The sequence below is a fragment of the Brenneria izbisi genome (genome assembly GCF_025840185.1).
Classification (GTDB): Bacteria; Pseudomonadota; Gammaproteobacteria; order Enterobacterales; family Enterobacteriaceae; genus Brenneria; species Brenneria izbisi.
In genome coordinates this window covers 218,548-244,848 of the sequence record NZ_JAMPJU010000005.1, presented here as the reverse complement: position 1 = coordinate 244,848, position 26,301 = coordinate 218,548, and the positions used below count along the sequence as shown (strand labels likewise).

Here is a 26,301-nt window from a genome sequence, read left to right as displayed (position 1 = left end):
TTCGCCTTTTGAACACACCATGGGAATGATTGACTAATTATGCTTCAATCCGCTGCGCTGGCAGAAAGAATCTCACGTCTCAGTAATGCGCTTGAGCATGGCCTGTATGAACGGCAACATGCCATTCGTTTGTGCCTGTTAGCCGCCCTCAGCGGAGAAAGCGTTTTTCTTCTTGGCCCGCCGGGTATTGCGAAAAGCATGATCGCCCGACGTCTCAAATTCGCGTTCCGTCATGCCAGTGCGTTTGAATACCTGATGACGCGCTTCTCCACGCCGGAAGAAGTTTTCGGCCCGCTGTCGATTCAGGCATTGAAAGATGAAGGCCGCTACCAACGCCTAACCGCCGGCTACCTGCCGGAAGCCGAGATCGTCTTTCTGGATGAAATCTGGAAAGCCGGTCCTGCCATTCTGAATACGTTGCTTACCGCGATTAACGAGCGCCGTTTTCGCAACGGCAACAATGAAGATCGCATCCCGATGCGTCTGCTGGTCACAGCATCCAATGAATTACCCGAAGCCGACAGTAGTCTGGAAGCCTTGTATGATCGCATGCTCATTCGCCTGTGGCTGGATAAGGTTCAGGAAAAACATAACTTCCATGCCTTGCTGGTCAATAACGGCGGCAATGATGATAATCCCGTCAGTCATTCGCTCAGCGTCAGCGATGAAGAATATCGACAGTGGCAAGGCGAGATTGATCGGGTTTCCCTGCCGGAAAACAGTTTTGAACTGATTTATCAGTTGCGCCAGCGACTGAATACGCTGGAACAAGCGCCCTATGTTTCCGACCGGCGTTGGAAGAAAGCCTTGCGGCTACTTCAAGCCTGCGCCTTTTTCAGCGGACGGGGAAGTATTACGCCGCTTGACATTATTCTGTTGAAAGACTGCCTCTGGCACAATCACGATACGCTGGTGTTGATCGAACAACAGCTTGAACAGTTGCTTACAGAGCAAGCTTACCAGCAGCAGAGTTTACTGTTCCGTCTGCAACAACTGAACATCAAGCGCCAACAGTATCAGTTGCAGCAAAGCGAATCGCAGGCGTTAGTCGTCGAAAAACACGGCGCCTTTCTCGGTCGCAAACACCACTATTCCCTGCCCGATACCCTCACCGCGGATTCGCTGAGTCTGGTTCTGCAACGACCGTTAATCCTCAATGAGCTTGAAGTCAGCCACCTGATCATTGACCGCAACGCCCTGCAAAACTGGCTACAGAAAGGGGGAGAAATCCGGGGGAAACTCAACGGTATTGGTTTTACCCAACGCCTGGATCTGATGGTGGATGATCACCTGCACCTGAGTATCCGGGACATCAGCCTGCAATCCACCCTTCTTTCGCTGCCTGAAAAACGCGATTGCACGCTGCCGGCTGAACTTATTGATGAATATGAAAAACTGCACCTCCAGTTGCGTGAGCAAAGGCAACTATTCAGTCAGCATCAGCCCTGTTTATTCGTTCCTGGGGAATGGCTGGCCAAAATCGAAGCCAGCCTGCAACAAGTGGCCGAACAGATCCGGCAATCAGAACAGGATTAATCAGGGATGATAACGCTCGAATCACTGGAAATGTTGCTGTCGATAGACGAAAACGAGCTATTGGACGATCTGATCGGCACGCTACTGGCGACGCCGCAACTGGCCATTTTCTTTGATAAGTATCCGAAACTTAAATCCGCTCTGCTTAATGAATTGCCTGACTGGAAAGAAAATCTGAAACAACGCCTACGTAATACGCAAGCGCCGCAGGAACTGGAAACGGAATTCAATTGTTACCAGCGTTCTCAGGTAGCGGACGATCAGGGATTTCAAACGCGTCTTCCCAGGATCATGGATATGCTGCATACCGTTGATTCCCCGTTCCTCACGCAGGCAAACCAGTTGGTCAATACGCCGGATCAAACTCGCGGACAAAAAATAAACAGCGGGCTGCACGCGCTATTTTTACAACGCTGGCGATTGAGCCTGACGCTGCAAACCCTCTCTCTGCACCATCAGATAATGGAACAGGAGCGCGACATACTGCTTGATGAGTTGCAACAGCGCCTTACGTTGAGCGGCAAGCTTGAGCCGATTCTGGCCGAAAATGAAAACGCGGCGGGGCGACTGTGGGATCTCAGCGCCGGGAAGCGCGTTCACACAGATTATCAACCGCTACTGGATGTTGCCGCGTTCCTGCAACGCCAACCAGCCTTGCAACGCCTGGCTGAATGTCTTGGACGCAGCCGCGAAACTCAATCCATCATCAGTCAGGATACGCCCAAAGAAGCTTTCAGGGTGATGGTACGTGAACCGGCGAGCGTACCCGAAGAAGTAAGCGGGATTCATCAGAGTGATGATATTCTTCGTTTATTGCCGGTGGAACTGGCGGCCATGAGCATCGGCGAACTGGAATATGAGTTTTATCGCCGACTGTTGGAACACCGCTTGCTGACCTACCGTTTGCAGGGCGAAAACTGGCGCGAAAAGAGCATCGAGCGACCTGTTATCCATCAACAGAATGAACAACAGCCACGCGGCCCGTTTATCGTCTGTGTTGATACGTCAGGTTCAATGGGCGGATTTAACGAGCGCTGCGCGAAAGCCTTTTGTCTGGCGCTATTGCGTATCGCGCTGGCGGATAATCGACGTTGCTACATCATGCTGTTTTCAACGGGCATGGTGAGCTATGAACTGACGTCGGCCAACGGTATAGAACAGGCGATACGTTTCCTTAGCCAGTCCTTTCGTGGAGGCACCGATCTGAGCGCCTGCTTATCAGCGCTGCTGGAAAAAATGGATGATGCACTCTGGCAGGATGCCGACGCCGTCGTGATTTCGGATTTTATTGCTCAGCGGTTACCGGATGAAGTAATTAACCAAGTGCGCCATCGACAGCAACAGCTTCATCACCGGTTTCATGCCGTCTCGATGTCCGATCACGGCAAACCCGGCATTATGCGTATTTTCGACCATATCTGGCGTTTTGATACCGGGTTAAAAAGCCGCCTGATACGCCGCTGGCAGCGCAGGTTGGCAAATTGATATAGCCGCCAGCAACCTCATTCCCGCAATGATCACGACCAGACGCTGCATTAATCAATAATTACGAATAAAAATAAATCAACGCATGGATAAATTGCCTTTACAGGGTTAATCCATCATTTTATAGCGATATAAAATGATGATTCGATAATCCAGGAGAGGGAAAATGGCGGACATTTATCAGATTGATAGTCTCGATCGCGACATTCTTGCGGCATTAATGGCAAATGCACGTACCCCTTACGCTGAACTGGCAAAACAGTTTAGCGTCAGCCCAGGCACGATCCATGTGCGGGTGGAAAAGATGAAACAGGCCGGCATTATCGTCGGCACGCGACTGGAGGTAAATCCAAAACAATTGGGCTATGACGTATGCTGTTTTATCGGCATCATTCTGAAAAGCGCCAAAGATTATCCCTCCGCGCTGGAGAAACTGAACAATCTGGAAGAAGTGGTTGAAGCGTATTACACCACCGGTCATTACAGTATCTTTATTAAAGTCATGTGCCGCTCCATTGATGCCTTGCAACATGTACTTATCAACAAGATCCAAACCATTGATGAAATCCAGTCCACAGAAACCCTGATCTCCCTGCAAAACCCCATTATGCGTACCATCACGCCATAAGCTGTTTTTACTATACCCATATTATCCACAGGTAGATCCCAGACAGATCACAGCGTACAATGAGCCGTCTTTTATCTGATGGGATCGTTATGGCGGACATTACGTTAATCAGCGGCAGTACGTTGGGCGGCGCGGAATACGTGGCAGAACACTTGGCCGAACGGCTGGAAAAAGAAGGCTTCTCCACTGAAATGCTGCATGGTCCGGAGTTGGATGAACTGCCTGACGGCGGTCTGTGGCTGGTGGTTACCTCGACTCATGGCGCAGGCGAACTGCCCGACAACCTGCAACCGCTGCTTGAACAGTTGGAGCAACAGAAACCTGATCTTTCACAGGTTCGTTACGGCGCCGTCGGCATCGGCAGTAAGGAATACGATACGTTTTGCGGCGCGATCCTGACAGTGGACCGGGTATTGACCCAATCGGGCGCAAAAAGGATCGGGGAAATGCTACAGATCGACGTTACTGAACATGAGATCCCGGAAGATCCGGCTGAAGTATGGCTGGGATCATGGGTTAATTTACTCAAATAAGGCGAAATAATCAGCAAACTAATGTGGATAACTATGCTTTTTTCAGGTGTAAAAGCAGTGGTTATCCCAATAATAACCCATGAGCATGCATTGACCTGTGCATAACTAGCCATTAAGATCCCAGCTTATACGTTGCGGGATCACCGATCATTCACAACGAATGATCCCGGATAATCCATTGATCCAAAAAGGGAATGATCGCTTATCCACAGATCATGGCGATCCTAATAACAGATCTAATAAAGAGATCTTTAAATAAAAAGATCTTTCTTTAATTAACGACGATCCAACACGCTTGGTCGTTTAAGCAAAGTTGAGTAGAATCCCCACCCCTGACAAACAAAGATCATTCGCCGCTAATCATTCGCAACCATGCGAGGAGCAGTACCATGTTTTATCCAGATCCATTTGACGTCATCGTGATCGGTGGCGGTCATGCGGGAACCGAAGCAGCAATGGCTTCAGCCCGAATGGGACGCAAAACCCTTTTACTTACGCATAACATTGATACGCTGGGACAAATGTCTTGTAACCCGGCGGTTGGCGGCATAGGGAAAGGCCATCTGGTTAAAGAGATCGATGCCATGGGAGGACTGATGGCCCGTGCGGTCGATCAGGCAGGCATTCAGTTTAGGATACTAAACAGCAGCAAAGGGCCTGCGGTCAGAGCGACACGCGCCCAAGCGGATCGCGTATTGTATCGTCAGGCGATCCGTACCGCGCTGGAGAACCAACCTAACCTGATGATCTTCCAGCAAGCGGTGGACGATCTGATTGTCGAAAACGATCGTGTTGTTGGCGCAGTTACCCAGATGGGATTGAAATTCCGCGCCAGAGCCGTCGTGTTAACCGTCGGAACTTTCCTCGACGGAAAAATTCATATCGGTCTGGATAACTACAGCGGTGGACGCGCAGGCGATCCGCCCTCCATTCCTTTGGCGCGCCGTCTGCGTGAATTGCCTTTACGGGTCAATCGGCTTAAAACCGGGACGCCGCCGCGTATTGACGCCAGAACCATCAATTTCAGCGCATTGACTCAACAGCACGGCGATAATCCCATGCCGGTCTTCTCTTTCCTGGGCGATGCCAGCCAACATCCGGCGCAATTGCCGTGCTATATCACGCACACCAATGAAAAAACACATGAGGTGATCCGTAATAACCTGGATCGCAGCCCCATGTATGCCGGGATCATTGAAGGGATCGGTCCACGCTACTGCCCGTCGATCGAAGATAAAGTGATGCGTTTTGCCGATCGTAATGCGCATCAGATCTTTCTGGAACCGGAAGGGCTGACCAGCAATGAAATCTATCCAAACGGCATTTCAACCAGTTTGCCGTTCGATGTGCAATGGCAGATCGTTCGTTCGATGAGCGGCATGGAGAATGCGCGAATCGTTCGTCCCGGCTATGCCATCGAGTACGATTTCTTTGATCCGCGTGATTTAAAACCGACGCTGGAAAACAAATTTATACACGGCTTGTTTTTCGCCGGTCAGATCAACGGAACAACCGGTTATGAGGAAGCGGCGGCTCAGGGCATGCTGGCGGGGCTTAACGCGGCACGTCTGGCTTTCGAGCAGGAAGGCTGGTCGCCTCGTCGCGATCAGGCCTATCTGGGCGTTCTGGTTGACGATCTCTGTACGCTGGGAACAAAGGAACCTTATCGCATGTTTACCTCACGCGCCGAATATCGTCTGATGCTGCGTGAAGATAACGCCGATCTGCGTCTGACGGCGATTGGCCGCGAGTTAGGCATGGTGGATGATTATCGTTGGGCGCGTTTTAATGAGAAGCTTGAAAACATTGAGAAAGAGCGTCAGCGTTTGCGTGATATCCGGGTGCATCCGCAATCGGCACAACGGGATCAGGTCAACTCTTTGCTGAAAACGCCCTTGTCTCGTGAATCAAATGGGGAAGATCTGCTGCGTCGTCCTGAAGTGGATTATGCCCTGCTGACCAGTCTTCCGCTGTTTGCACCGGCGCTGGCGGATGAGCAGGCTGCGGAACAGGTTGAAATCCAGGTTAAATATGAAGGTTATATCGCGCGTCAGCAGGACGAAATTGAAAAGCAGCTACGTAATGAAAATACGATTCTACCCGCCGATCTGGATTATCGTCAGGTAAATGGCCTGTCCAATGAAGTGATCGCCAAACTAAACGATCACAAACCCGCTTCTATCGGCCAGGCGTCGCGTATTTCAGGGATCACGCCTGCTGCAATCTCGATTCTGCTGGTATGGCTGAAAAAACAAGGGTTGCTGCGTCGCAGCGCCTGATTTGGCGTACACTTATCTCTCCGATCAGCCGGCAAGTCGGCTGATCGCGGCATTGATGAATATTTCCAGGATCTTATTGTGCACAACACACTCGATGATTTGCTGAACCGTGCTGGGATTGTCATCTCAGATAAGCAAAAAAACTTGCTGATACAGTATGTTGAGATGCTGAATAAATGGAATAAGGCCTACAATCTGACTTCCGTTCGCGACCCGGAACAAATGCTTGTCCGCCATATCATGGACAGTATCGTGGTCGAACCCTATCTGCAAGGGCAGCGCTTTATTGATGTGGGGACCGGTCCCGGCTTGCCTGGCGTTCCTCTGGCGATTATGCGTCCTGCGTCGCATTTTACGCTGCTCGACAGTCTGGGAAAACGCATCCGTTTTTTGCGTCAGGCGCAGCATGAATTGCAGCTTGAAAATATTACGCCGGTACAAAGCCGGGTAGAGGCGTTTGAAGCCGAGCCGCTTTTTGATGGCGTGATTAGCCGCGCTTTCGCTTCTTTGCAGGATATGGTCGAGTGGTGCCATCATTTGCCGACCAGACCTAACGGGCGTTTTTATGCGCTAAAAGGGGTGCTTCCAGAGGATGAACTGTCCGTTCTGCCAACAGGTATCGAGTTGGAGCGGGTGATCCGTTTATGGGTGCCGGAACTGGAAGGCGAGCGTCATTTGGTGGTGCTTAAACCAAACTAATTTTGTTTTTTATCAAAAAAGTTATAACTAATGAGTCTTATCCGCATTTATTTATATACGAAATAAAAATGAGTGCATCGAGCATTAGCGTTTACCTGATTTTTACATATCAGGATTTTTTCTGGCGAAAAGGTTACTATCCGTACTGATAGTAACGGGCGAAAATAAATCAGCATTGCCAAATTAGCCGGGCTTTTTTGTTAATTGAGTAAAAAAATAATATCAATAATGTCAATAGAAGGTTGAAACTCAGTTTATCAGGTGTTTTTATTATGTTTTTTTATAATTCATTGAAAAATAATAAGATAAATAACTTTTTTTGCTAAAGACAAGAAAAAACGCGCTGGGTTATAAATAGTTTGGCATGCTGTTATGTGAGTTAAATCACATATTATGGGCCTGTTAGCCATGCGGGTACGAAGAAGATAGTTAGTGAAAATAAGGCTTCAGAAAGAAATTTAAATAATTGTTCACCTTTTCGCTACTTATCGATTGAATTCGCAGGCATGACCCGTATAATTTGCTCGTTTTTTGCTGCTTGACTCGGTGGTGTAAAGGCAGTTTGATACGTCATTCAGCATACCTCTGGAAGGTACGGAGAGAGCAAACGTCATGTCTGTGTCCCTTTACAGCGGAAAAACGGCATTGAAACTGTTGTTGTTGCAGTTAGCCACTTTTGTTCTGTTAAGCGCGGTTTTTAGCGTTAACAGCATTGAAGCGGGCGCATCCGCGTTAGGTGGGGGATTGGCGGCCTGGTTGCCGAATGTTTTGTTTGTGCTGTTTGCCTTGCGTCATCAGTCGCATAAACCCGCTGATGGTCGCGTCGCCTGGTCATTTGCTATCGGTGAGGCGCTCAAGGTATTGATCGCCATTGCCTTGTTGGTGATGGCGTTGGGCGTATTCAGAGCGGCTTTTTTTCCGCTTGGCCTGACTTATTTATCGGTGTTGGTTATGCAGATAGCGGCGCCGGTCGTAATTAATCGTTACCGTAATTAACAACAAAAGGGTAAGAGACATCATGGCTGCTGGAGAAATCTCTACTCCGCAAGAGTATATCGGTCATCACCTGACGCATTTGCAGGTGGGAACGGGATTCTGGTCGATCAACATCGATTCGATGTTTTTCTCTGTCGCGCTTGGGATCCTCTTTCTGGTTATTTTCCGTCGGGTGGCGAAGAATGCGACCAGCGGTGTGCCGGGCAAATTGCAAACGGCGGTTGAACTGATTGTCGGCTTTGTCGATAGCAATGTGCGCGATATGTTCCATGGCAAAAGCAAACTGATCGCTCCGCTGGCGCTGACCATTTTCGTCTGGGTTTTTCTGATGAACCTGATGGATCTGTTGCCCATCGATTTCTTGCCTTATCTTGGTGAGCATGTTTTTGGGTTGCCAGCGTTGCGCGTGGTGCCTTCCGCCGATGTGAACATTACGCTGTCCATGGCGCTTGGGGTTTTCGCCCTCGTTCTGTTCTACAGCATCAAAATGAAAGGTGTTGGCGGTTTTGTAAAAGAACTGACCATGCAACCGTTCAATCATCCAGTCTTTATTCCTATCAACCTGATTCTTGAAGGTGTCAGCCTGCTGTCCAAACCGGTTTCTCTTGGTTTGCGACTGTTTGGCAACATGTATGCGGGTGAGTTGATCTTCATCCTGATTGCCGGCTTGTTGCCGTGGTGGTCGCAATGGTTGTTGAATGTGCCCTGGGCCATTTTCCACATTCTGATTATTACGCTTCAGGCTTTTATTTTTATGGTTCTGACGGTTGTTTATCTCTCGATGGCATCTGAAGAGCATTAATTTTCTTTCAACACAATAACGTTTTAACTGAAACAAACTGGAGACTGTCATGGAAAACCTGAGTGTGGATCTGCTGTACATGGCTGCCGCTTTGATGATGGGTTTGGCGGCAATCGGTGCTGCGATCGGTATCGGCATTCTGGGTGGTAAATTCTTGGAAGGCGCTGCTCGTCAGCCTGACTTGATTCCTCTGCTGCGTACACAGTTCTTTATCGTCATGGGTCTGGTTGACGCCATCCCGATGATTGCTGTTGGTCTGGGCCTGTATGTGATGTTTGCGGTGGCCTAAGCGGAAATGTTTTCTGCTGGGGTTGAAACATCAACTTATTTAACTTTGAAAGAGGCATTGTGCTGTGAATATTAATGCAACAATCCTCGGCCAAGCCATTGCGTTCGTCCTGTTTGTCTGGTTCTGCATGAAGTACGTATGGCCGCCAATTATGGCTGCCATCGAGAAGCGTCAGAAAGAAATTGCTGACGGTCTGGCTTCTGCCGAACGTGCCAAAAAAGATTTGAACTTAGCGCAGGCCAATGCGACAGACCAACTGAAAAAAGCCAAAGCGGATGCACAGGTTATCATTGATCAGGCGAACAAACGCCGTGCTCAGATCCTGGATGAAGCGAAAGCGGAAGCGGAAGCTGAACGTAACAAGATTGTGGCGCAAGCGCAGGCTGAAATTGAAGCCGAACGTAAACGTGCGCGTGAAGAGTTGCGTAAGCAAGTCGCCATGTTGGCTATTGCCGGTGCCGAGAAAATTATTGGACGTTCCGTGGATGAAGCTGCCAACAGCGACATCGTTGATAAACTGGTCGCTGAACTGTAAGGAGGGAGGGGCTGATGTCTGAATTTGTCACGGTAGCTCGCCCCTACGCCAAAGCAGCTTTTGACTTTGCGGTTGAGAACCAGGCGATTGATCGCTGGCAGACCATGCTGGCGTTTACGGCTGAAGTAACGCGCAACGAGCAGATGGCCGAGTTGCTTTCCGGTGCGGTAGCGCCGCTCGAACTGGCCAAAACGTTCATTGCCGTCTGTGGTGATCAACTTGATGAAGCCGGTCAGAACCTGATTAAGGTGATGGCCGAGAACGGACGTTTACTGGTGCTTCCCGAAGTACTGGAACAATTTATTCAACTGCGGGCGGCACAGGAATCGACGGTTGATGTCGATGTCATTTCCGCCAGCACGTTGAGTGAGCAGCAGCTATCGAAGATAGCGACTGCAATGGAACAACGTCTGTCACGCAAAGTGAAGCTGAATTGCAAAATTGATAAGTCTGTCATGGCCGGCGTGGTTATTCGCGCGGGCGATATGGTGATAGATGGCAGCATTCGCGGTCGTCTGGAACGTCTGGCAGACGTCTTGCAGTCTTAAGGGGACTGGAGCATGCAACTGAATTCCACCGAAATCAGCGAACTGATCAAGCAGCGCATTGCTCAGTTCAATGTAGTGAGCGAAGCTCACAATGAAGGTACTATTGTTTCCGTCAGCGACGGGATCATCCGCGTTCACGGTCTTGCCGAAGTAATGCAGGGTGAGATGATTTCTCTGCCTGGCAACCGTTATGCGATCGCACTGAACCTGGAGCGTGACTCTGTGGGTGCGGTAGTCATGGGGCCGTATACCGATCTGGCCGAAGGCATGAAGGTAAAATGTACTGGCCGTATTCTTGAAGTGCCGGTTGGTCGCGGTCTGCTGGGACGCGTTGTAAATACGCTGGGCGCGCCGATTGATGGTAAAGGCCCGCTGGAGCACGATGGTTTCTCCGCTGTTGAAACGATTGCCCCTGGCGTTATCGAGCGTCAATCTGTCGATCAGCCGGTGCAGACGGGTTACAAGTCCGTCGATGCCATGATCCCGATCGGTCGTGGTCAGCGTGAGTTGATCATCGGCGACCGTCAAACCGGTAAAACCGCATTGGCTATCGACGCCATCATCAACCAGCGTGATTCCGGCATTAAGTGCGTCTACGTTGCTATCGGCCAGAAAGCCTCCACCATTTCCAACGTGGTGCGTAAACTGGAAGAGCATGGCGCGCTGGAAAATACCATTGTGGTGGTTGCCACCGCGTCTGAATCCGCCGCGCTGCAATATCTGGCGCCGTATGCCGGTTGCGCGATGGGCGAGTACTTCCGTGACCGTGGTGAAGATGCGCTGATCATTTATGATGATCTGTCCAAACAGGCTGTCGCATATCGTCAGATTTCCCTGTTGCTGCGTCGTCCGCCAGGTCGTGAAGCTTATCCGGGCGATGTTTTCTATCTTCACTCCCGTTTGCTGGAACGTGCGGCGCGTGTAAACGTCGAATACGTTGAAGCATTCACCAAGGGTGAAGTGAAAGGAAAAACCGGTTCACTGACTGCGCTGCCCATCATTGAAACGCAGGCGGGCGATGTTTCCGCGTTCGTTCCGACCAACGTTATTTCCATTACCGATGGTCAGATCTTCCTGGAGTCCAACCTGTTTAACGCTGGTATCCGTCCCGCGGTTAACCCAGGGATCTCCGTATCCCGTGTGGGCGGCGCGGCACAGACCAAGATCATGAAAAAATTGTCCGGCGGTATTCGTACCGCATTGGCGCAGTATCGTGAACTGGCGGCGTTTTCTCAGTTTGCATCCGATCTTGATGATGCAACGCGCAAACAGTTAAGCCACGGTCAGAAAGTGACCGAGTTGCTGAAACAGAAACAGTATGCGCCGATGTCGGTTGCGCAGCAGTCTCTGGTTCTGTTTGCGGCGGAACGAGGTTATCTGGAAGACGTCGAACTGGCGAAAGTCGGTGGTTTTGAAGCGGCGCTGCTGGCTTATGCAGACCGTGAGCATGGCGAACTTCTGCAACAAATCGACCAGACTGGCGCTTATAACGATGAGATCGAGGGTAAATTCAAATCCATCCTCGATACCTTTAAGGCAACACAGTCCTGGTAAGGCCCGGTGGCCTGCTGTAAAGCAGGCCGCAAGGCATTGAGGAGAAGCAAAAGATGGCCGGCGCAAAAGAGATACGTAGTAAGATCGCAAGCGTCCAGAACACGCAGAAGATCACTAAAGCGATGGAAATGGTCGCCGCTTCCAAAATGCGTAAATCGCAGGATCGTATGGCGGCCAGCCGTCCTTATGCGGAAACCATTCGCAAAGTGATCGGTCACCTTGCGTTGGGAAATCTGGAATATAAACACCCGTACCTGGAAGAGCGTGACGTTAAGCGCGTTGGGTATCTGGTGGTGTCTACTGACCGTGGCCTGTGCGGTGGTTTGAACATTAACCTGTTTAAAAAGCTGCTGGCTGATATGAAAACCTGGAGCGAAAAAGGCGTTGAAACCGATTTAGCGCTGATTGGCTCCAAAGCGGTATCCTTTTTCGGTTCAGTAGGCGGCAATATTGTTGCTCAGGTCACCGGCATGGGGGATAACCCTTCCGTGTCGGAATTGATCGGTCCGGTGAAAGTTATGCTGCAAGCCTACGATGAAGGTCGTCTGGACAAACTGTATGTCGTGAGCAACAAGTTCATTAATACCATGTCTCAGGAACCGCTTATTGTTCAGCTATTACCGTTACCGCCCGCGGATGATGGTGAGTTGAAGAAAAAAGCCTGGGATTACCTGTATGAGCCCGATCCCAAGTCGCTGCTGGATACCCTGTTGCGCCGTTATGTGGAATCTCAGGTTTATCAGGGCGTCGTAGAAAACCTGGCCAGTGAACAGGCTGCGCGAATGGTAGCGATGAAAGCCGCGACCGATAACGGCGGTAGCCTGATCAAAGAGTTGCAGTTGGTCTACAACAAAGCTCGTCAGGCCAGTATCACTCAGGAACTCACCGAAATCGTCGGGGGAGCCTCCGCGGTTTAAAGCAGGTTTACGAATTACGTATTGTCGAATTACGTAGAGGATTCAAGATGGCTACTGGAAAGATTATCCAGGTAATCGGCGCCGTGGTGGACGTCGAGTTCCCGCAAGATGCCGTACCGAAAGTGTACGATGCGCTTGAGGTAAACAACGGCGCTGAAAAATTGGTGCTGGAAGTAGAGCAGCAGTTGGGCGGCGGCGTTGTTCGCTGTATCGCAATGGGGTCTTCCGACGGCCTGCGTCGTGGATTGGATGTCGCTAACCTGGGACACCCGATTGAAGTACCGGTTGGCAAGGCAACGCTGGGTCGTATCATGAATGTGCTGGGCGAACCGGTCGACATGAAAGGCGATATCGGCGAAGAAGAGCGTTGGGCAATTCACCGCGCGGCGCCGACCTATGAAGAACTGTCAAGCTCGCAGGAACTGCTGGAGACCGGCATCAAGGTTATCGACCTGATGTGTCCGTTCGCCAAAGGCGGTAAAGTCGGTCTGTTCGGTGGCGCCGGCGTGGGTAAAACGGTAAACATGATGGAGTTGATCCGTAACATCGCGATCGAGCACTCCGGTTACTCCGTATTCGCCGGCGTGGGCGAGCGTACCCGTGAAGGTAACGACTTCTACCACGAAATGACCGATTCCAACGTTATCGATAAAGTATCGTTGGTCTATGGTCAGATGAACGAGCCGCCAGGTAACCGTCTGCGCGTGGCGCTGACCGGGCTGACTATGGCGGAAAAATTCCGTGATGAAGGCCGTGACGTACTGTTGTTCGTCGATAATATCTATCGTTACACCCTGGCTGGTACGGAAGTCTCCGCCCTGTTGGGTCGTATGCCTTCAGCGGTAGGTTATCAGCCGACGCTGGCGGAAGAGATGGGCGTGCTGCAAGAACGTATCACTTCCACCAAAACCGGTTCTATCACTTCCGTTCAGGCCGTTTACGTTCCTGCGGATGACTTGACCGACCCCTCGCCAGCCACCACTTTTGCCCACTTGGATGCGACTGTGGTTCTGAGCCGTCAGATCGCCTCTCTGGGTATCTACCCGGCGGTTGACCCGCTGGATTCCACCAGCCGTCAGCTTGATCCGCTGGTTGTGGGGCAGGAACACTATGATGTCGCTCGTGGCGTGCAGTCTATTCTGCAACGTTACCAGGAACTGAAAGATATCATTGCAATCTTGGGTATGGACGAATTGTCTGAGGAAGACAAACTGGTCGTATCCCGTGCTCGTAAGATCCAGCGTTTCCTGTCGCAGCCGTTCTTCGTGGCGGAAGTGTTTACCGGTTCACCGGGTAAATACGTATCCCTGAAAGATACCATCCGCGGCTTTAAAGGTATCATGGACGGCGAATACGACCACCTGCCAGAGCAGGCGTTCTATATGGTTGGTTCCATTGAAGAAGCAGTGGAAAAAGCCAAGAAACTGTAACGCCTTGTAGGAGGGTGATATGGCTGCTATGACTTACCATCTGGATGTCGTTAGTGCGGAACAGCAAATGTTCTCCGGTCTGGTGCAGAAAATCCAGGTGACGGGGAGCGAAGGCGAACTGGGTATTTATCCGGGACATGCCCCTCTGCTCACTGCCATTAAGCCCGGTATGGTTCGTATCGTTAAACAGCACGGTGAAGAAGAGTATATCTACCTTTCCGGCGGCGTTCTTGAAGTGCAGCCGAATATGGTGACCGTACTGTCAGATACCGCCATCCGTGGGCAGGATCTGGATGAAGCGCGTGCGCTGGAAGCGAAACGCAAGGCAGAAGAGCATATTCGTAGTTCGCATGGCGATGTGGATTATGCTCAGGCGTCCGCTGAGCTGACTAAAGCGATTGCCAAACTGCGCGTTATCGAACTGACCAGAAAAGCGATGTAACAGATAAGCATGTTATGAAATAAAGGCCAGTGGGGTAATGCCGACTGGCCTTTTTGCGTTAATGCGCAAGCAATTCTGACTGCAACATTTATGTTCAGTTTGTTGGAGGGAGCCAGCCATTTTATCCCGCTATTTTTAAGCATATCTTTCAGAAAAAAACCATGAAAAACTGTCTGCTTTCAGGACAAGTTTCGGTACACTCAGATTGTTGTTTTGTTCACCTCTTTTGATTATCTGCCAACCCGTTTTTTCAGGATGCTTATGTCGAATAGCGCTATGAGTGTGGTTATCCTTGCCGCTGGTAAAGGAACCCGCATGTATTCCGATCTTCCCAAAGTTTTGCACCCGTTAGCGGGTAAACCGATGGTGCAGCATGTAATTGACGCCGCGATGACAACCGGCGCACAGCATGTTCATATGGTTTATGGGCACGGCGGCGATTTGTTGAAGCGTGAACTGTGCGATCCGGCATTGAACTGGGTATTGCAGGCAGAGCAGTTGGGGACGGGGCATGCTATGCAACAGGCCGCGCCCTATTTTGCCGACGATGAAGATATTCTGATGCTATACGGCGATGTGCCGCTGATTTCTCCATCAACGCTGAGCCGTTTATTGCAGGCAAAACCGCAAGGGGGAATTGGCTTACTGACGGTGAAGCTGGATGATCCCGCGGGTTATGGCCGTATTGTGCGTGATAACGGTGCGGTGGTGGGGATTATTGAACATAAAGACGCCAACGAAGAGCAGCGCCGGATTAATGAAATCAATACCGGCATTCTGGTCGCCAACGGCAAAGATTTGAAGCGCTGGTTAAGCCGATTGAATAACGATAATGCGCAAGGTGAGTTTTACATTACCGATATCATTGCCCTAGCCGCCGCAGAAGGCAACAGGATTGAAACGGTACATCCCGATCGTTTAAGTGAAGTTGAAGGGGTGAATAATCGCTTGCAGTTGTCGGCGCTTGAGTGTGTTTATCAACTTGAACAGGCGCAGCAACTCCTGTTGGCGGGGGTTATGCTGCTTGATCCGCATCGTTTTGATCTGCGTGGTGAATTGACCTATGGCCGTGATGTTATCATTGACGTCAATGTGGTGATGGAAGGTCATGTTCAGCTTGGCGACCGGGTTAAAATCGGCGCGGGCTGCGTCATCAGGAACTCGATTATTGGTGATGATTGCGAAATCAGCCCATACTCAGTACTGGAAGACGCGGTGTTGGAGGCTGACTGTACGGTGGGGCCATTCGCTCGTCTGCGTCCGGGGGCTGAACTGGCGCAAGGCGCGCATGTCGGCAATTTCGTGGAACTGAAAAAGGTGCGTCTGGGCAAGGGTTCAAAAGCAGGCCACCTCAGCTATCTGGGCGATGCGGAGATTGGCGCCGGTGTGAATATCGGCGCGGGAACCATTACCTGTAACTATGATGGCGCCAACAAACATAAAACCGTGATTGGCGACGATGTGTTTGTGGGCTCCGATACACAACTGGTGGCGCCGGTTACGGTTGCGGCAGGCGCTACTATCGCCGCAGGCACGACGGTGATGAAAGATGTAAATGGCGCGGAACTGGTCTATAACCGTAAAGAGCAGAATCAAAAAGCGGGCTGGCGGCGGCCAGTGAAGAAGAAATAATCGGGTTTTAGCCTTCGCCGACGGCGGAGGCTGTTTTGCTCTGTGTTTTGATGATTGGTCAAAAGCGCACGGCAAAACATAATAACCCCCAACTCTCTACAAGGCTCGGGGAACCCGGAAAAACCGGGACAATCAGGTCTAAGACATCTCTGGTGACACAATATGTCACTTTTATAGGAATACAATCGATGTGTGGAATTGTAGGCGCAGTCGCGCAACGTGATATCGCAGAAATTTTGTTGGAAGGTTTACGTCGCCTTGAATATCGTGGTTATGATTCAGCGGGGCTGGCGGTGGTGGACAGTGAAGGGCAGGTTTCCCGCTTACGGCGTTTGGGAAAGGTTCAGATTCTGGCTCAGGCCGCTGAAGAACATGCGCTGAATGGCGGCACCGGGATTGCCCATACCCGTTGGGCAACGCACGGCGAACCTTCAGAGGTCAATGCGCATCCTCATGTTTCTGAAAACATTATCATCGTTCATAACGGGATTATCGAAAACCACGAACCGTTGCGTGAACTGATGATAGAACGCGGTTACCGCTTTGTGTCGGAAACGGATACCGAAGTTGTTGCCCATCTGGTTCATTTTGAACAAAAGCAGAGTGGTGATTCACTGGTCGAGGTGGTTAAACGCGTGATCCCTCAATTGCGCGGCGCGTACGGTATGGTGGTGTTGGATAGCCGTGATCCAGGCGTACTGGTTGCCGCGCGTTCCGGTAGTCCGCTGGTTATCGGTCGCGGCATGGGGGAAAACTTTATTGCTTCCGACCAACTGGCGCTGTTGCCGGTTACCCGCCGTTTTATGTTTCTGGAAGAGGGCGACGTGGCGGAAATCACACGTCGTGACGTTCGCGTATTTGATAAATCCGGCCAGCTTGCCGTGCGCGAAGAAATTGAATCGAAAGTCAATTACGATGCCGGTGACAAAGGGGCTTACCGTCATTATATGCAGAAAGAGATCTACGAGCAGCCGATGGCCATCAAAAACACCCTTGAAGGGCGTTTCAGCCACGGCGAGATCAATCTTTCTGAATTAGGCCCGCACGCGGATCAGCTATTGGCGAATGTGCAGCATGTTCAGATTATCGCCTGCGGTACGTCTTACAATTCCGGTATGGTGGCCCGTTATTGGTTTGAAGCGCTAGCGGGCGTGCCGTGTGATGTGGAAATCGCCTCCGAATTTCGCTATCGCCAACCAGCGGTACGACAAAACAGCCTGATGATTACCCTGTCTCAGTCCGGTGAAACAGCGGATACGCTGGCTGCGCTGCGTTTATCCAAGGAACTGGGATATCTGGGCTCACTGGCTATTTGTAATGTTGCCGGCTCCTCGCTGGTGCGTGAATCCGATCTGTCGCTGATGACCAAAGCCGGTGTGGAAATCGGCGTGGCCTCCACTAAAGCCTTCACGACGCAACTCACCGTTCTGCTGATGCTGGTGGCGCGTATTGGCCGTCTGCGTGGTATGGATGCAAAGACTGAGCAGGATATCGTACACGGTTTGCAGGCGCTGCCTGCCCGAATCGAGCAAATGCTGTCGCAGGATAAGCTCATCGAGTCGCTGGCTGAAGGTTTCTCTGATAAGCATCATGCGCTGTTCCTGGGGCGTGGCGATCAGTATCCTATTGCAATGGAAGGCGCGTTGAAGCTGAAAGAAATCTCCTATATCCATGCGGAGGCCTATGCTGCGGGTGAACTGAAGCACGGTCCGTTGGCGTTGATTGATGCGGATATGCCGGTAGTGGTGGTGGCGCCCAACAATGAGTTGCTGGAAAAGCTAAAATCCAATATTGAAGAAGTTCGGGCGCGCGGCGGCGAACTCTATGTGTTTGCCGACGAAGATGCGGGTTTCACCAGTAGCGAGAATATGAAGATTATTCCCCTGCCGCACATTGAAGAGGTGATTGCGCCGATTTTCTACACCGTGCCGCTACAGTTGCTGGCTTACCATGTGGCGCTGATCAAAGGTACGGACGTCGATCAGCCGCGTAACCTGGCGAAGTCGGTGACGGTTGAGTAATTTCATGGCCGCTTTTTAAGCTTCAATCCGTCTTGTGGTGACTTTTTCTAAGCATTTCCATAAGGCGGATTTTTTGTCATTCCGCTTTACTGGGAATACATTCTGGTTATTACATCCCTCCTTTTGCTATTTTTCCCTTCCTTTTGACTTGAAAACATGCAGCGATGTTTTTTTTGTCAACGGATAATTATTTTGTGTAAAATAGTTTAAATGATGCGCTAATTCTTATGCTTCGCATCAGACGCTGCTGCTTTATCGCAGTTTAAATGTAGAGTTTATTGACAGGGATTTTATGAAAAAACTTTTTATTTTCTTAGGGTTGGCATGTGTTTTGGCTCTTTCTGGTTGTGCTCGCACGGCCCCAGTAGCCAATGTGACTAAAACAATTGCAGCACAATACACGGCTGATCAGGTGAAAAAGGCTATTCTTCAAGCTGGTCTGGAGCGTGAGTGGGTGATGACCCCGGTTTCTCCTGGCGTCATCAATGCACGCCTTGATCAGCGTGGTCACGTGGCGGATATCCGTATTAACTATTCACAAACCAGCTATTCGATCAATTATGTCAGTAGTCAGAATCTGCTGGCAGGTGATGGAAAAATTCATCGTAATTATAATCGCTGGGTAAACAATCTGGACCGAGAAATTCAATTAAAACTCGCAGGCCAACAAATTAAATAATTTTAAGGGCCGGATATTTTTATTTGGCCCTCTTATTTTTTTATTTCGTGATATTCGCTTTTTTAAGGGAAATGATCGTGCCTTACGGATATGAAAAAGATAATGTCAGTGCGCTTGATGCTATTACCGAAGCTCAACGTATCGCTTTTGCGCCGATGTTGTTTCAGGCTGCAATTAATCTATGCAATCACGGTATTCTGGCGTTTCTCGATAAGCGCGGTCGCCAGGGAGCGAACCTCGGCGATATTATCACTATCACTTCATTAAACCGCTATGCCGTCGAACTGTTACTGGATGTTGGTCTTAGTGGACGTATTATCACCCAGTGCGATGAGGTCTATTTTCTGGCAAAAATAGGCCACTATCTGCTTCACGATCGCATGACCCGCGTAAATATGGATTTCACCCAGGATGTTTGCTATCAAGGCATGTTTTATCTTGATGAAGCTTTATCAAAAAATGAGCCGGCGGGGTTAAAGGTTTTTGGCGAGTGGCCAACAATATATCCGGCCTTAAGTCAATTACCACAGCAGGCAAAAGATAGCTGGTTTGCTTTCGATCACTTTTATTCTGACGCGGCATTTGATGCTGTGTTGCCGCATGTATTTCAGTTAAAACCAAAGCATTTATATGATGTGGGCGGAAATACCGGTAAGTGGGCAATGCGTTGCTATGACTATGATCGAGATGTGAAGGTTACAATTCTGGATCTACCGGAGCAAATTACGCTGGCAGCGGCAAATATTGCAGAAGCAGGCAAATCTGATCGTATTCAAGGGACTGCTGTCGATATGCTCTCGGATTGTCTATTACCAGGGGAAGCGGATATCTGGTGGATGAGCCAGTTTCTTGACTGTTTCAGCGAAGAACAGATAGTCGCGATTCTGCGAAAAATTGCGGGTTCAATGAAGGCTGAGGCGCGAGTCTGTATTTTAGAAATTTTTTGGGATCGTCAGCAGTGGGAGGCGGGCGCGTTCAGCCTCAATGTTTCTTCGCTCTATTTCACCTGTCTTGCTAATGGTACCAGCCGTTTTTATGCGGCCAAACGATTTTTACCCTTACTGGGTGAAGCCGGGTTTATCGTAGAACATCAGGTTGACAATATTGGTATCGGCCACACGCTGCTTGTTTGTAAAAAGCAATGATAAACGAGATGCATAAAGCAGTCTCAAGATGGTATGTGTGTTTCTGGCGTAGGTAGCATCGGAATAAGATGACAGGTATGAATTTAGCGTTTTCAATTCTTGACTGGCAGGCTAGCGCACCAGGTATCAGCAATGTTGAGGATTGGCGGCTTTGGGCCGGACGACCAACGGTAATTGATTCGGAGCAGCCGCTGGAAAAGTGTCGGCACTTGCCGATGATGATGGCGCGTCGTTTGAATCATGGAAGTCGCCTGGCGGTAGATTGCGGCCTGGCGATACTTCGTCGTCAGACGGTTGATGCAATTGTCTTTACTTCTCGTCATGGCGAGCTGGAACGTAATCTAATTATTTTGAAAGCGCTGTCAAACAATGAAGATATCTCGCCTACTGATTTTGCCATGTCAGTGCATAATGCCGCGGTAGGAAGCCTGACTATCGCGGCGGGAGCGCCATTGGTATCAACATCCGTTGCTGCGGGGGCTGATTCTTTCCAGCAAGGACTGATCGAGGCTAAATCATTACAGACTGCGGGTCACCGGAATATTCTGCTGGTTGATTTTGATGGCGCTATCCCTGCTTTTTACTACTCGCATATACCGGCACAAATGCCACGTTATCCTTACGCGGTTGCCGTATTACTGGGGAAAGGACAAGGTATTATCTGTAAATCGGTGCCGCAGGTTGAACATGGCGCGGGTAATGTTCCGCAAAGCTTACTGTTTTTGCATGACTTTCTGGCCAGGAAGCCGACATTTCATATCCCTGGTGAACGTCTTGACTGGCATTGGGAACGACGCGATGTCTGAGTCGTCATTGATATTACGCTCATCATCTCGTGTAAATCGTTTATGGCGATTGACGATGACGGGATGCTGCTTTTTGATGTTTGGTCTTGGCGGGTTATTGCTATCTATGGTGTGGTTTAACCTGTTGCTGATTTTTCAACATGATGTTATGCGCCGCCGCCAGATGGCGCGCCGCAGTATTTCCGCCAGTTTCCGTTTCTTTTTATGGAGTGCGCGTAAGTTGGGGGTGTTGGATTACCACATTGATGGCATTGAAACCTTGCAGACGGATCGAAGCTGTCTGGTTGTCGCCAATCATCCGACGTTGATTGATTATGTGTTGCTGGCGTCTGTGATGCCGGATGCGGACTGTCTGGTCAAGGCTGATTTACAGAAAAACCCTTTTTTTCGTGGTGTCATCCGTTGCGCTGATTATCTGCTTAATAGTCAGTCTGACGCACTGTTAGCTGACTGTCAGCAACGACTTGACAACGGGGATGCGATAATTATTTTCCCTGAGGGTACGCGAACGCGATATGGCGAACCTATGGTGTTGCAGCGTGGCGCCGCCAATATTGCGGTGCGTTGTGGTTGCGATTTACGGGTGGTGCATATTCACTGTAGCCAGCAAACACTGGGTAAACAAAGTCGTTGGTATCATATTCCGCCTGAGAAGCCATATTTCGCCGTAAGTGTGCGGGAACGAATCAATAATCAAACGTTTATGGCGCCGGAAGTGGCGCGACCTCTGGCGGCACGCCGTTTGAATAGCCTTTTACAACAGTCTTTAACACCAGAATATTTATAATTATTTGGATACACCTTATGGAAAATATGTTTATTGAAATTAAAGAGATGATTATCGAATCTCTGAATCTTGAAGATATCGGCGTCGATGAAATCGAAACGGATGCACCTCTGTTTGGTGATGGTCTTGGATTGGATTCGATCGATGCGCTTGAATTGGGGCTGGCAGTAAAAAATCGCTATGGCGTCGTGCTTTCCGCGGAAAGTGAAGAGATGCGCCGGCACTTTTTTTCCGTTGCAACTCTGACTGCTTTCATCAACGCTCAGCGCGCTATTAGTGCCTGATAGTAAAATAATGAGTTAATGATGAATAAAAATGAAATTTATCAGGAAATTACAGATCTGCTGGTCAAATTGTTCGAACTGGATGCGGATAATATTAAACCAGAGTCTCGTCTCTATGAAGAACTTGAACTGGATAGTATCGATGCCGTGGATATGGTGGTTCATCTACAAAAGCGTATTGGCCGCAAAATATCACCCGAAACCTTTAAATCAGTGCGGACTGTGCAGGATATTGTCGATGCGGTAGAACGTCTGATTCATGAAGGTTAACGATTCGGGAAAGTGATGCGTGCGCTGATACGTTGCCTGAATGTGCTAATGATGCTCACCTGGCCTTTTGTGGTCTGGTTTGGCATTACTCATCCAGATCATCGCTGGTTGTTGTTTGTGCTGGCACTGATGTTTCTTTTACGTTTCGCCGCCTTGCGCGGTGAGAAACACGTATTTAAAGGGACGGCATTGCTTCTGGCCGCTGTGGGCGCCGCGGTTTCCATCGCCAGTTTGTTACTGCGCGATGGTTACTGGTTACTATGGTATCCCGTCGCGGTAAATGGCGTGATGTTATTGTTGTTTGGCAGTTCACTATACAGCGGCATGCCGTTGGTGGAACGTTTTGCCCGTATTCGGAAACCGGAACTCCCGATTCAGGCAATAACCTATACGCGTCGCGTGACGCAAATCTGGTGCCTGTTTTTTATTTTTAATGGCAGTGTTGCCGCACTGACCTGTTTTGTCGGCAATGTTCATTGGTGGATGTTATGGAATGGCATGATCAGCTATGTGCTGATGGGACTGTTGATGGGAAGCGAATGGTTGATGCGCCAGCGTCTGAGAAGACAAGTATGAATCGTATTGACGTCCGGGCTGTTAATGACTGGTTGATGGGGGATGGCGATCCGCTGCGTATTGTCGCCTGTAATGGTGTCCGTACCTTTACGCTGGGTGAACTAAAACAGCAGGCTGCCGCGCTTTGTCAGCAGTTGATTAGCCGTCACGAACGGCGGTGGGCATTGTGCTTTGAAGACAGTTATCGCTTTACCATCGGACTATTGGCCGCGCTGCATGCGGGAAAAGTTCCCGTGGTGCCGGGACACTGTCGTCAGTCCGTATTACAGGAACAGGCGGATGCGTTTGATGGTCTGCTGACCGATGTGGCGCTGAGTCTGGATTGCGCGCAGTTTACTCTCATATCTGACATCAATAATACGGATAGCGCCGCATTGCCAGCTATCCCGGATGATGCCTACATTGTGCTGTTTACCTCCGGTTCTACCGGAAAACCGCGTCAGGTTGTCAAACCAGTAAGTTGTCTGGATGATGAATCGTTCTGGCTGGCTCAACGCTGGGGTTCCTGTTTAAAAGGCTGTGATGTTATCGCCTCTGTTACTCATCAACACCTGTATGGGCTCACGTTCCGCATCTGGTTGCCGATGGCGCTGGGTTTGCGTTTTGACAGTCGTCAGTTGCTTTATACCGAACAACTCACCTCGCAGAGTCGACAACGGCGTTACGTGTTTATCAGCAGTCCGGCTTTTTTACGGCGTATCGATCATGCGCTCACGGCGCCATCGTGTCAGTTGATTATATCCGCGGGCGGCATGTTACCCTGGACACACGCCAGGGCAGCGGCAGAATGGTTTACGCAATCGGTCCATGAGATTTACGGCAGCACTGAAACCGGGGTTTTGGCCTGGCGTTTCCGTGAAGCGGACACTATACCGTGGCAACTGTTCCCTGGGGTTTCGCTGCTGCGTGACGAACAAGATAATTGGTGGGCGCGATCAGCGCTTATTCCGCATCCGCAAGGTCATAAGCTGGATGACAGGCTGGTGTTTGATGATGCAGGAAACTTCCAACTGTGTGGTCGACATGATCGTATTGTGAAAATAGAAGACAAACGGATCTCTCTTAGCGAGATCGAACGGCGTTTACTTGAACTGCCGGAAATTGCCGATGCGGTCGCGTTACAGGTGACTCGACCAGAGCGCAGCGGTATTGGCGTAGTGCTGGTGCTGAACTCACCAGAAATGAACGCTGATTTGCCCCGCTTGAAGCGCCAGTGGCGGCATGAGCTGCACAAATGGCTGGAGCCGCTGGCCATGCCGCGTTTCTGGCGTGTCGTTGATGTTATTCCCCATAATAGCCAGAGTAAACGTGCCTGGCCGCAGATACAGGAACTATTTCATGCTACCCGTTGAGCTTGCTCGGCTCTGTGTGAAAAAAACGAGTGAAGAATCGCAGGTTGAACTGATGCTGCGGGTGAACCCCAATCTGTTCTGGTTTAAAGGACATTTTTCTGAACAGCCGCTGTTGCCAGGCGTGGCGCAACTGGATTGGGTGATGCGCTATGCCGCTGAACTGTTGGTTCCGGGGTGGCAGTTTTCTTCTATCGAAAACATCAAGTTCCAGCAGCCAATTCTGCCGGGAAAAACGTTGCGTCTGGTATTAATGTGGCGTGCTGACAAGCAGTGGCTGACCTTTAGCTACCATATTCAGGAAGGGAACGCCGAGCGAACCGCCAGTAGCGGAAAAATAAAACTCGAGCCTGCCACGGAACGCTCTTATGCCAGTAAATAGTGAGTTTTCCCCTTGTGTGGTGATCCCCTGCTATAACCACGGTGCCATGATGTCTTCGGTGCTGGCGCGTCTGGTGCCTTTTTCCCTGCCAGTCTTCATTGTTGATGATGGAAGCGACGCGGCAACCCAGCAGATGCTGAAACAGCTGGCGGCGGAAAACGACAGCGTGACGTTGATTGGCCTGACGCAAAATAGCGGAAAAGGCGCGGCGGTGATCAGTGGCATTAAAGCGGCGGCGCAGGCTGGATTTACTCATGTCTTGCAGGTGGATGCAGATGGGCAGCACCAGATAGAAGATGCGCCGCACTTGTTGGATGCGGCAAAACGTCACCCAGACAGCCTGATTTCCGGTCGACCGCGTTACGATGCATCAGTGCCAAAATCTCGCCTTTACGGACGCTATATAACCCATGTCTGGGTTTGGATTGAAACGCTCTCTTTCTCCATCAAGGACAGTATGTGTGGATTTCGGGTTTATCCTGTTGATGTCACGCTTACTTTAATTGCCAGACAATCTGTAGGTCATCGCATGGATTTCGATACGGAAATCATGGTGCGACTCTATTGGGCGGGGACGCCCAGCCGCTTTGTCGATACGGCGGTGACCTATCCAGAAAATGGCCTGTCTCATTTCGATGCTCTGCACGATAATCTGCGCATATCCTGGATGCATACGCGATTGTTTTTCGGCATGCTGCCGCGCATTCCTTCGTTGTTGACGCGCTGTCGTCAGGCGCACTGGGCTGGGGTGGCTGAACGCAAAGGTCTTCTCGGCATGCGATTTATGTTGGCGGTATATCAACGTTTGGGACGCGGGCTGTTTACGCTGTTTCTCTGGCCGGTTATCGCGTTTTACTGGCTGACCGGCCGCGCACAGCGCAGAGCGTCGCAAGCGTGGTTGCGGCAAATCGGTAATTATGCGCGCCAGCATGACATTGTGTTGCCCAAACCGCTCAGCAGCTATCACCATTTTCTGCGTTTTGGGCAGGCGATGCTGGATAAAATCGCCAGTTGGCGCGGGGATTTGCGCTGGGGATGTGATATTGACTTCGCACCCGGCGCGCGAGAAATCATTGAGCAAGGTAAGCAAAAAGGGCAGCTAATTCTGGTCTCGCACCTCGGCGATGTCGAGGTGTGTCGGGCGTTGGCGCAGCAGGTTAGCGGTTTGGTTATTAATGCGTTGGTGTTCACCGAAAACGCACAGCGCTTTAAGCAGGTACTGGACGTGGTTGCACCGCAAGCAGGGGTGAATCTTATCCCTGTCAACGATATTGGTCCCGATACCGCCATGATGCTGCAACAAAAGTTGGAAGCGGGTGAATGGGTGGCGATCGTCGGTGACCGCACGTCGGTGAATCGCCAGCGAGGTGGGGTTCGCCGTGTGGTGTGGAGTCGTTTTCTGGGGCGTGACGCGCCTTTCCCGCAAGGTCCTTTTGTATTGGCTGCGGCGTTACGTTGCCCGGTGCTACTGATGTTTGTGATCCGTGAACGGCAAAAACTCCGTGTCTATTGCGAGTCGTTTGCCGATCCTATTGTCTTACCGCGCGCCACCCGCCAACAGACGTTGCAGCAGGTGATTGATCGCTATGCTGAACGGTTGGCGCACTATGCGCTGAAATCGCCTCTGGACTGGTTTAATTTTTTTGATTTCTGGAGATTGCCTGATGATGAACAGTCTTCCGGGAAAAAGGAGTAAC

27 protein-coding genes are annotated in these 26,301 nt (G+C 50.3%); all 27 read left to right on the top strand.

The annotated features are described in order from the left end of the window. Positions 1–39 precede the first annotated feature (39 nt). The 27 genes from ravA to NC856_RS09175 all read left to right on the top strand — a co-directional run bounded on the left by ravA (position 40) and on the right by NC856_RS09175 (position 26,300). Positions 40–1,536 (top strand): ATPase RavA, encoded by a 1,497-nt coding sequence (gene ravA / locus NC856_RS09305; protein WP_264090149.1) that lies wholly within the window; start codon positions 40–42, stop codon positions 1,534–1,536. Positions 1,537–1,542: 6 nt separating this feature from the next. Further along, on the top strand, positions 1,543–3,021 hold the full coding sequence (viaA, locus tag NC856_RS09300; protein WP_264090148.1) for an ATPase RavA stimulator ViaA: 1,479 nt from the start codon (positions 1,543–1,545) through the stop codon (positions 3,019–3,021). Between the two features lie 166 nt (positions 3,022–3,187). After that, the gene (asnC, locus tag NC856_RS09295) at positions 3,188–3,649 is read left to right on the top strand and encodes a transcriptional regulator AsnC (RefSeq protein WP_264090147.1); all 462 of its coding nucleotides are present in this window, start codon (positions 3,188–3,190) and stop codon (positions 3,647–3,649) included. Between the two features lie 89 nt (positions 3,650–3,738). Then, on the top strand, positions 3,739–4,182 hold the full coding sequence (mioC, locus tag NC856_RS09290; protein WP_264090146.1) for an FMN-binding protein MioC: 444 nt from the start codon (positions 3,739–3,741) through the stop codon (positions 4,180–4,182). Between the two features lie 389 nt (positions 4,183–4,571). Beyond that, the gene (gene mnmG / locus NC856_RS09285) at positions 4,572–6,461 is read left to right on the top strand and encodes a tRNA uridine-5-carboxymethylaminomethyl(34) synthesis enzyme MnmG (protein WP_264090145.1); all 1,890 of its coding nucleotides are present in this window, start codon (positions 4,572–4,574) and stop codon (positions 6,459–6,461) included. Positions 6,462–6,539: 78 nt separating this feature from the next. Next, positions 6,540–7,160 (top strand): 16S rRNA (guanine(527)-N(7))-methyltransferase RsmG, encoded by a 621-nt coding sequence (rsmG, locus tag NC856_RS09280; RefSeq protein WP_264090144.1) that lies wholly within the window; start codon positions 6,540–6,542, stop codon positions 7,158–7,160. Positions 7,161–7,772: 612 nt separating this feature from the next. After that, entirely contained in the window at positions 7,773–8,156 is a 384-nt protein-coding gene (gene atpI, locus NC856_RS09275) for a F0F1 ATP synthase subunit I (protein ID WP_264090143.1), read from the top strand. A gap of 22 nt (positions 8,157–8,178) precedes the next feature. Continuing rightward, a complete protein-coding gene (gene atpB, locus NC856_RS09270) occupies positions 8,179–8,958 on the top strand; it encodes a F0F1 ATP synthase subunit A (RefSeq protein ID WP_264090142.1) in 780 nt (259 codons plus the stop codon). A gap of 49 nt (positions 8,959–9,007) precedes the next feature. Continuing rightward, positions 9,008–9,247 carry a F0F1 ATP synthase subunit C gene (gene atpE, locus NC856_RS09265; RefSeq protein ID WP_005976545.1) on the top strand — a complete coding sequence of 80 codons (240 nt, stop codon included), beginning with the start codon at positions 9,008–9,010 and terminating at the stop codon, positions 9,245–9,247. 64 nt (positions 9,248–9,311) lie between these two features. Further along, positions 9,312–9,782 (top strand): F0F1 ATP synthase subunit B, encoded by a 471-nt coding sequence (gene atpF / locus NC856_RS09260; protein ID WP_264090141.1) that lies wholly within the window; start codon positions 9,312–9,314, stop codon positions 9,780–9,782. Between the two features lie 14 nt (positions 9,783–9,796). Continuing rightward, positions 9,797–10,330, top strand: coding sequence for a F0F1 ATP synthase subunit delta (atpH, locus tag NC856_RS09255; protein ID WP_264090140.1), 534 nt, complete (start codon positions 9,797–9,799; stop codon positions 10,328–10,330). A 12-nt stretch (positions 10,331–10,342) separates the two neighbouring features. After that, positions 10,343–11,884, top strand: coding sequence for a F0F1 ATP synthase subunit alpha (gene atpA, locus NC856_RS09250; RefSeq protein WP_264090139.1), 1,542 nt, complete (start codon positions 10,343–10,345; stop codon positions 11,882–11,884). Between the two features lie 53 nt (positions 11,885–11,937). Continuing rightward, on the top strand, positions 11,938–12,801 hold the full coding sequence (gene atpG / locus NC856_RS09245; protein ID WP_264090138.1) for a F0F1 ATP synthase subunit gamma: 864 nt from the start codon (positions 11,938–11,940) through the stop codon (positions 12,799–12,801). Between the two features lie 47 nt (positions 12,802–12,848). Beyond that, positions 12,849–14,231, top strand: coding sequence for a F0F1 ATP synthase subunit beta (gene atpD, locus NC856_RS09240; protein WP_264090137.1), 1,383 nt, complete (start codon positions 12,849–12,851; stop codon positions 14,229–14,231). Positions 14,232–14,259: 28 nt separating this feature from the next. Next, positions 14,260–14,673: a F0F1 ATP synthase subunit epsilon gene (locus tag NC856_RS09235; RefSeq protein WP_264090203.1), complete on the top strand. Its 414-nt coding sequence runs from the start codon at positions 14,260–14,262 to the stop codon at positions 14,671–14,673. 261 nt (positions 14,674–14,934) lie between these two features. Next, on the top strand, positions 14,935–16,305 hold the full coding sequence (gene glmU, locus NC856_RS09230) for a bifunctional UDP-N-acetylglucosamine diphosphorylase/glucosamine-1-phosphate N-acetyltransferase GlmU (protein ID WP_264090136.1): 1,371 nt from the start codon (positions 14,935–14,937) through the stop codon (positions 16,303–16,305). Positions 16,306–16,493: 188 nt separating this feature from the next. Further along, positions 16,494–18,326 carry a glutamine--fructose-6-phosphate transaminase (isomerizing) gene (gene glmS, locus NC856_RS09225; protein ID WP_264090135.1) on the top strand — a complete coding sequence of 611 codons (1,833 nt, stop codon included), beginning with the start codon at positions 16,494–16,496 and terminating at the stop codon, positions 18,324–18,326. A 292-nt stretch (positions 18,327–18,618) separates the two neighbouring features. Continuing rightward, positions 18,619–19,005, top strand: a complete 387-nt coding sequence (locus tag NC856_RS09220; protein ID WP_264090134.1) for a hypothetical protein — start codon at positions 18,619–18,621, stop codon at positions 19,003–19,005. A 71-nt stretch (positions 19,006–19,076) separates the two neighbouring features. Further along, a complete protein-coding gene (locus NC856_RS09215; protein ID WP_264090202.1) occupies positions 19,077–20,150 on the top strand; it encodes a methyltransferase in 1,074 nt (357 codons plus the stop codon). Between the two features lie 77 nt (positions 20,151–20,227). After that, the gene (locus tag NC856_RS09210) at positions 20,228–20,956 is read left to right on the top strand and encodes a beta-ketoacyl synthase chain length factor (RefSeq protein ID WP_264090133.1); all 729 of its coding nucleotides are present in this window, start codon (positions 20,228–20,230) and stop codon (positions 20,954–20,956) included. After that, positions 20,949–21,743, top strand: coding sequence for a lysophospholipid acyltransferase family protein (locus NC856_RS09205; protein ID WP_264090132.1), 795 nt, complete (start codon positions 20,949–20,951; stop codon positions 21,741–21,743). The genes NC856_RS09210 and NC856_RS09205 overlap by 8 nt, the downstream gene beginning before the upstream one ends. A gap of 17 nt (positions 21,744–21,760) precedes the next feature. Next, the gene (locus NC856_RS09200; RefSeq protein WP_264090131.1) at positions 21,761–22,027 is read left to right on the top strand and encodes a phosphopantetheine-binding protein; all 267 of its coding nucleotides are present in this window, start codon (positions 21,761–21,763) and stop codon (positions 22,025–22,027) included. Between the two features lie 18 nt (positions 22,028–22,045). Beyond that, positions 22,046–22,297, top strand: coding sequence for an acyl carrier protein (locus tag NC856_RS09195; RefSeq protein ID WP_264090130.1), 252 nt, complete (start codon positions 22,046–22,048; stop codon positions 22,295–22,297). A gap of 15 nt (positions 22,298–22,312) precedes the next feature. Continuing rightward, positions 22,313–22,873, top strand: a complete 561-nt coding sequence (locus tag NC856_RS09190; RefSeq protein ID WP_264090128.1) for a COG4648 family protein — start codon at positions 22,313–22,315, stop codon at positions 22,871–22,873. Continuing rightward, positions 22,870–24,225: an AMP-binding protein gene (locus tag NC856_RS09185; protein WP_264090127.1), complete on the top strand. Its 1,356-nt coding sequence runs from the start codon at positions 22,870–22,872 to the stop codon at positions 24,223–24,225. Before NC856_RS09190 ends, NC856_RS09185 begins: the two co-directional genes overlap by 4 nt. Then, on the top strand, positions 24,212–24,604 hold the full coding sequence (locus NC856_RS09180; protein WP_264090126.1) for a 3-hydroxyacyl-ACP dehydratase FabZ family protein: 393 nt from the start codon (positions 24,212–24,214) through the stop codon (positions 24,602–24,604). Before NC856_RS09185 ends, NC856_RS09180 begins: the two co-directional genes overlap by 14 nt. After that, the gene (locus NC856_RS09175) at positions 24,591–26,300 is read left to right on the top strand and encodes a glycosyltransferase family 2 protein (RefSeq protein ID WP_264090125.1); all 1,710 of its coding nucleotides are present in this window, start codon (positions 24,591–24,593) and stop codon (positions 26,298–26,300) included. The genes NC856_RS09180 and NC856_RS09175 overlap by 14 nt, the downstream gene beginning before the upstream one ends. Position 26,301 lies beyond the last annotated feature (1 nt).

What these genes read in the sequence shown, in the direction of transcription:
- NC856_RS09185 (WP_264090127.1), top strand. Translation starts at nt 22,870, where the DNA reads ATGAATCGTATTGACGTCCGGGCTGTTAATGACTGGTTGATGGGGGAT.
- asnC (WP_264090147.1), top strand. Translation starts at nt 3,188, where the DNA reads ATGGCGGACATTTATCAGATTGATAGTCTCGATCGCGACATTCTTGCG.
- NC856_RS09200 (WP_264090131.1), top strand. Translation starts at nt 21,761, where the DNA reads ATGGAAAATATGTTTATTGAAATTAAAGAGATGATTATCGAATCTCTG.
- NC856_RS09180 (WP_264090126.1), top strand. Translation starts at nt 24,212, where the DNA reads ATGCTACCCGTTGAGCTTGCTCGGCTCTGTGTGAAAAAAACGAGTGAA.
- glmS (WP_264090135.1), top strand. Translation starts at nt 16,494, where the DNA reads ATGTGTGGAATTGTAGGCGCAGTCGCGCAACGTGATATCGCAGAAATT.
- mnmG (WP_264090145.1), top strand. Translation starts at nt 4,572, where the DNA reads ATGTTTTATCCAGATCCATTTGACGTCATCGTGATCGGTGGCGGTCAT.
- ravA (WP_264090149.1), top strand. Translation starts at nt 40, where the DNA reads ATGCTTCAATCCGCTGCGCTGGCAGAAAGAATCTCACGTCTCAGTAAT.
- atpH (WP_264090140.1), top strand. Translation starts at nt 9,797, where the DNA reads ATGTCTGAATTTGTCACGGTAGCTCGCCCCTACGCCAAAGCAGCTTTT.
- atpD (WP_264090137.1), top strand. Translation starts at nt 12,849, where the DNA reads ATGGCTACTGGAAAGATTATCCAGGTAATCGGCGCCGTGGTGGACGTC.
- atpE (WP_005976545.1), top strand. Translation starts at nt 9,008, where the DNA reads ATGGAAAACCTGAGTGTGGATCTGCTGTACATGGCTGCCGCTTTGATG.
- NC856_RS09205 (WP_264090132.1), top strand. Translation starts at nt 20,949, where the DNA reads ATGTCTGAGTCGTCATTGATATTACGCTCATCATCTCGTGTAAATCGT.
- NC856_RS09175 (WP_264090125.1), top strand. Translation starts at nt 24,591, where the DNA reads ATGCCAGTAAATAGTGAGTTTTCCCCTTGTGTGGTGATCCCCTGCTAT.
- atpA (WP_264090139.1), top strand. Translation starts at nt 10,343, where the DNA reads ATGCAACTGAATTCCACCGAAATCAGCGAACTGATCAAGCAGCGCATT.
- glmU (WP_264090136.1), top strand. Translation starts at nt 14,935, where the DNA reads ATGTCGAATAGCGCTATGAGTGTGGTTATCCTTGCCGCTGGTAAAGGA.
- NC856_RS09235 (WP_264090203.1), top strand. Translation starts at nt 14,260, where the DNA reads ATGACTTACCATCTGGATGTCGTTAGTGCGGAACAGCAAATGTTCTCC.
- mioC (WP_264090146.1), top strand. Translation starts at nt 3,739, where the DNA reads ATGGCGGACATTACGTTAATCAGCGGCAGTACGTTGGGCGGCGCGGAA.
- atpB (WP_264090142.1), top strand. Translation starts at nt 8,179, where the DNA reads ATGGCTGCTGGAGAAATCTCTACTCCGCAAGAGTATATCGGTCATCAC.
- NC856_RS09220 (WP_264090134.1), top strand. Translation starts at nt 18,619, where the DNA reads ATGAAAAAACTTTTTATTTTCTTAGGGTTGGCATGTGTTTTGGCTCTT.
- atpG (WP_264090138.1), top strand. Translation starts at nt 11,938, where the DNA reads ATGGCCGGCGCAAAAGAGATACGTAGTAAGATCGCAAGCGTCCAGAAC.
- NC856_RS09195 (WP_264090130.1), top strand. Translation starts at nt 22,046, where the DNA reads ATGATGAATAAAAATGAAATTTATCAGGAAATTACAGATCTGCTGGTC.
- NC856_RS09215 (WP_264090202.1), top strand. Translation starts at nt 19,077, where the DNA reads ATGATCGTGCCTTACGGATATGAAAAAGATAATGTCAGTGCGCTTGAT.
- NC856_RS09210 (WP_264090133.1), top strand. Translation starts at nt 20,228, where the DNA reads ATGAATTTAGCGTTTTCAATTCTTGACTGGCAGGCTAGCGCACCAGGT.
- atpI (WP_264090143.1), top strand. Translation starts at nt 7,773, where the DNA reads ATGTCTGTGTCCCTTTACAGCGGAAAAACGGCATTGAAACTGTTGTTG.
- viaA (WP_264090148.1), top strand. Translation starts at nt 1,543, where the DNA reads ATGATAACGCTCGAATCACTGGAAATGTTGCTGTCGATAGACGAAAAC.
- NC856_RS09190 (WP_264090128.1), top strand. Translation starts at nt 22,313, where the DNA reads ATGCGTGCGCTGATACGTTGCCTGAATGTGCTAATGATGCTCACCTGG.